Genomic DNA, 2,358 nt, shown 5'->3' with positions numbered 1-2,358 from the left:
TAAAAACAAAACACCCCTTGTAGGAAAACATTCAAGGAGTGTTCGCGTCATTGGGACATTCCCATAACATCAACACTGGTATTATAGCAAACTTTTTAAAATTTGTCAAGGGGTTGATGTTAAATTCTGTTTTGAAGTGCAAAAAACAACCAAAAAGAAAACATAGTGGAAATAAGGTATACTAGAGATGTATAATTCACTAAATACCAATCACTATGTCTTCTTACCACCATCTTACACAAAAAAATCGAACAGAGCTAGCATTTATGCTTCGAGAAGGATATGATCAAACCGACATTGCAGATAAATTAGAAACATCTAATTCAAGCATTAATCGGGAATTAGCCAGAAACAGTGACCAAATAACCGGAGAATATCATGCACGTTTAGCTCAAATGTCTGCTGAAAGAAGGCGAAAACAAATTCATATTCCCGGGCAGAAAATTGCCGAAAATAAAGACTTGAAAGAGGTCGTTGAATCGAGAATAAAGAAATACTTCTCACCGGAACAAATTGCGGGAAATCTTAAAAATGAATACGGGAAAACAATAGTTGGTAAAGACACTATTTATGCATACATTTATAACTTTGCGCCCGAACTACAAAAGTATCTAAGATTTCAAAAAAACAAATATAGGAAAAGGAAAGGAACTAAACAACGAGAAAAACGCCGAGAAGAGGATAAAAAACGTAGAATAGATGAACGACCCGAATATGTTGAAAAAAAAGAGGAGTTGGGACATTGGGAAGGTGATACTGTTTGGAGCAAAGACAAACAATATGCTATTGTAACGTTAGTTGAGAGAGTTAGTGGTATATCCCTCGCCCGGATAGTTCCAAATAAATCAGCCGAGGAAGTGAATAAAGCTATCATCTTATTATTCTCTAAAATACCTTCTAACCAACGTAAAACACTTACGCTTGATAACGGCTCTGAATTTGCAAAATTTGAAGAGCTTGAAAAGATATTGGGTATTATTATTTATTTTGCATATCCCTATCATTCGTGGGAAAGAGGCGCAAATGAAAACTTCAACGGTCTTCTCAGGCAATTTTTCCCTAAAGGAATGTGTTTTTATCTCCAACATCAATCTAAACTTCAACGATGCATTAATTTATTAAATAATCGACCGCGTAAACGTCTCAGTTACTTTTCTCCATTACAAATTTTTTCTTGTTGCACTTCGTAGCAGAATCCAAGACAAGCCTCACTAAACCTGTTTTTTTTCTATAAATAATGCTAAAATAAAATCAAATAATTAATCAAAAACAATATGCCAAAAGTACCTCGAGGAGAGTGGGAACCAATGACTAATCCCGAATCACCGGAATATAATCCCACAAAAAAAGAGCTTAAAACCGATCAGGAAATGATTGAACACCTGCGAGCAGATATTCATTTTACTCAACAACAAATCGGCAAAACAGAAGAAGATCCTTTTACCGGCGAAAAAAGTAAATATTCAGCCATCAGCCCGGACGATCTCTGGGATCGACTGGGTTATCTACGTATTGACTATCTAGACAACCTAAAAGACCCGGATGAAAAGAAAAAGTTCGAAAAACAAATTGCCGAACTGGAAAAAAAAGTTTACCAGCAGTACATTCCCTATATTGACACAAGAATAAATAATTTTGGTTGGAAAAATTCTCCACTGCGTGAATCTTTTGGTAGAAAACCAGAACCCGATGAAATTGAGGAACAGTTTGCGGCGGCTGATTGGACGAAAAAAAATATTAAACTGACAGATGATGAAAAGCTGGAATTTAACGGTGAGTTAACTCGATTACGGCAAAAATTTGAACGGTATAAAAAAGAACCGACTGCTTTTGACTTTGATGAACTGAAAGAAAAACTATACGAAGAGCTCTTTTCATGGAGATTTTACGGGGGTGATTATGGTGTTCAAAAAATTAAAATGTATGATGAAAAAGCATTTGCCAAAGAAATGAAATATTATGACGGACTTGTAGCAAAAGCCAAAGAACTGCAAAAGATAGCCAAAGGCATGAAAGATGAAGAAATAAAAACGGAATGTACAAAGAAATCAGAATCAATGAGATTTTGGACAGAAAGGGAAAAGGCAACAATTGAATTTCCCAAAGAATATGCAAAAATGGAAGGGACCCTGAAAGATCTGCTTCAGCGCGCCAAAAACAAAGAAACAATTACCGACGAAGAATTGGAAAGAGTTGATGCAAAACTTAATGAATTTGAACAAAAATCATCTTCTTGTTTATATATTTTTTTAGGTTCAAAATGACAATGCCCGTCTTTTCTATCCATGCCAGTCCAGCCATTGAAGCAATACATCCCATAATCTTTTTTCCAATAACAACAATTTTTACAAATTTTTG

2 protein-coding genes are annotated in these 2,358 nt (G+C 35.2%); both read left to right on the top strand.

Going from position 1 to position 2,358, the window contains the following annotated elements; all coding sequences use genetic code 11:
• Positions 1-266: 266 nt before the first annotated feature.
• On the top strand, positions 267-1,190 hold the full coding sequence (locus KJ971_07485; protein ID MBU1145672.1) for an IS30 family transposase: 924 nt from the start codon (positions 267-269) through the stop codon (positions 1,188-1,190).
• A gap of 117 nt (positions 1,191-1,307) precedes the next feature.
• Complete coding sequence (locus KJ971_07480; protein MBU1145671.1) at positions 1,308-2,264, top strand: hypothetical protein; 957 nt, start codon at positions 1,308-1,310, stop codon at positions 2,262-2,264.
• Positions 2,265-2,358: the final 94 nt, after the last annotated feature.

This window comes from Bacillota bacterium, assembly GCA_018818595.1.
In the GTDB taxonomy this organism is placed as follows: Bacteria; Bacillota_I; Bacilli_A; order Izemoplasmatales; family Hujiaoplasmataceae; genus JAHIRM01.
This window is presented reverse-complemented; position numbering and strand designations above follow the sequence as displayed.